The organism is Luteibacter sp. OK325, assembly GCF_003050935.1.
Taxonomy (GTDB): domain Bacteria; phylum Pseudomonadota; class Gammaproteobacteria; order Xanthomonadales; family Rhodanobacteraceae; genus Luteibacter.
Genome location: NZ_QAOX01000018.1, coordinates 1 through 2,500 on the forward strand (window position 1 = coordinate 1; position 2,500 = coordinate 2,500).

2 rRNA genes (1 of these 2 cut by a window edge) are annotated in these 2,500 nt (G+C 54.4%); both read right to left on the reverse strand.

What is annotated here, in order from left to right:
* Window positions 1–50 precede the first annotated feature (50 nt).
* A 5S ribosomal RNA gene (rrf, locus tag C8J98_RS21820) occupies window positions 51–165 on the reverse strand.
* 120 nt (window positions 166–285) lie between these two features.
* Window positions 286–2,500, reverse strand: a 23S ribosomal RNA gene (locus C8J98_RS21825); it runs 669 nt beyond the window's last position.

Consider the following 2,500-nt stretch of genomic DNA (forward strand, 5'->3'; position numbering starts at 1 on the left):
GCAAAGAAAAACCCGCCTTCTTTCGAAGACGGGTTGTTCCGGTATAAGGCCCCTGGCGGTGACCTACTCTTGCATGGCTTGAGCCACACTACCATCGGCGCATGCGCGTTTCACTTCTGAGTTCGGGATGGGATCAGGTGGTACCACGCCGCTATGGCCGCCAGGGAAGGGGTGGGAGCAGCGCTTTTCGAGCGCCGGCTCCACAGAGGGTGTAAACGAGTGACAAGCGTCCGGAATCGGAAGCGAGTAGAGAGATGTTAAGACGGTGAAGCGTCTTGGGGTTATATGGTCAAGCCTCACGGCTCATTAGTACACGTAAGCTCAATGCATTGCTGCACTTCCACACCGTGCCTATCAACCACCTAGTCTTGATGGTGCCTTTAGGAGAGTCAAGCTCTCGGGAGATCTCATCTTGGGGCGTGCTTCCCGCTTAGATGCTTTCAGCGGTTATCACTTCCGTTCGTAGCTACCGGGCAATGCCATGGGCATGACAACCCGAACACCAGCGGAACGTCCACTCCGGTCCTCTCGTACTAGGAGCAGCCCCCCTCAAATCTCCAACGCCCACGACAGATAGGGACCGAACTGTCTCACGACGTTCTGAACCCAGCTCGCGTACCACTTTAAATGGCGAACAGCCATACCCTTGGGACCGGCTACAGCCCCAGGATGTGATGAGCCGACATCGAGGTGCCAAACACCGCCGTCGATATGAACTCTTGGGCGGTATCAGCCTGTTATCCCCGGAGTACCTTTTATCCGTTGAGCGATGGCCCTTCCATACAGAACCACCGGATCACTAAGACCTACTTTCGTACCTGCTTGATCCGTCGATCTCGCAGTCAAGCACGCTTATGCCTTTGCACACAGTGCGCGATGTCCGACCGCGCTGAGCGTACCTTCGTGCTCCTCCGTTACTCTTTGGGAGGAGACCGCCCCAGTCAAACTACCCACCATACACGGTCCCCGATCCGGATTACGGACCTAGGTTAGAACGTCAAGCACTTCAGGGTGGTATTTCAAGGATGGCTCCACCAGAACTAGCGTCCTGGTTTCATAGCCTCCCACCTATCCTACACAGAAGAACTCAACGTTCAGTGTAAAGCTATAGTAAAGGTTCACGGGGTCTTTCCGTCTTGCCGCGGGAACGCTGCATCTTCACAGCGATTTCAATTTCACTGAGTCTCGGGTGGAGACAGCGCCGCTGTCGTTACGCCATTCGTGCAGGTCGGAACTTACCCGACAAGGAATTTCGCTACCTTAGGACCGTTATAGTTACGGCCGCCGTTTACTGGGGCTTCGATCAAGAGCTTCGCCTTGCGGCTGACCCCATCAATTAACCTTCCAGCACCGGGCAGGCGTCACACCCTATACGTCCACTTTCGTGTTTGCAGAGTGCTGTGTTTTTGATAAACAGTCGCAGCGGCCAGGTTACTGCGACCCCTCGATGCTCAGTCACGCACGTGACCACACCAAGAGGCGCACCTTCTCCCGAAGTTACGGTGCCATTTTGCCTAGTTCCTTCACCCGAGTTCTCTCAAGCGCCTTGGGATTCTCACCCTGCCTACCTGTGTCGGTTTGCGGTACGGTTTTTCTACAGCTGAAGCTTAGTGGCTTTTCCTGGAAGCGTGGTGTCAGTCACTTCGTCCCAAAGGACTCGTCTCGGTGCTCGGCATAAAGATTCCCGGATTTGCCTAAGAATCATGCCTACCGCCTTTCCCCAGGACAACCAACGCCTGGTAGACCTAACCTTCTCCGTCCCCACATCGCACTGTAGAAAAGTGCAGGAATATTAACCTGCTTCCCATCGACTACGCATTTCTGCCTCGCCTTAGGGGCCGACTCACCCTGCGCCGATGAACGTTGCGCGAGGAAACCTTGGGCTTTCGGCGGGGAGGCTTTTCACCCCCCTTATCGTTACTCATGTCAGCATTCGCACTTCCGATACCTCCAGCAAGCCTTACGACTCACCTTCACAGGCCTACGGAACGCTCCTCTACCGCGTACAGATCAAAATCTGTACACCCCGAGCTTCGGTGCATAGCTTAGCCCCGTTAAATCTTCCGCGCAGACCGACTCGACCAGTGAGCTATTACGCTTTCTTTAAAGGGTGGCTGCTTCTAAGCCAACCTCCTGGCTGTCTATGCCTTTCCACATCGTTTTCCACTTAGCTATGACTTTGGGACCTTAGCTGCGGGTCTGGGTTGTTTCCCTTTTCACGACGGACGTTAGCACCCGCCGTGTGTCTCCCGTGTATCACGTGTTGGTATTCGGAGTTTGCCATGGTTTGGTAAGTCTCAATGACCCCCTAGCCATAACAGTGCTCTACCCCCAACAGTGTTCGCACGAGGCGCTACCTAAATAGCTTTCGAGGAGAACCAGCTATCTCCGAGTTTGTTTAGCCTTTCACTCCGATCCTCAACTCATCCCCATCTATTGCAACAGATGTGGGTTCGGTCCTCCAGTGCGTGTTACCGCACCTTCAACCTGGTCAAGGATA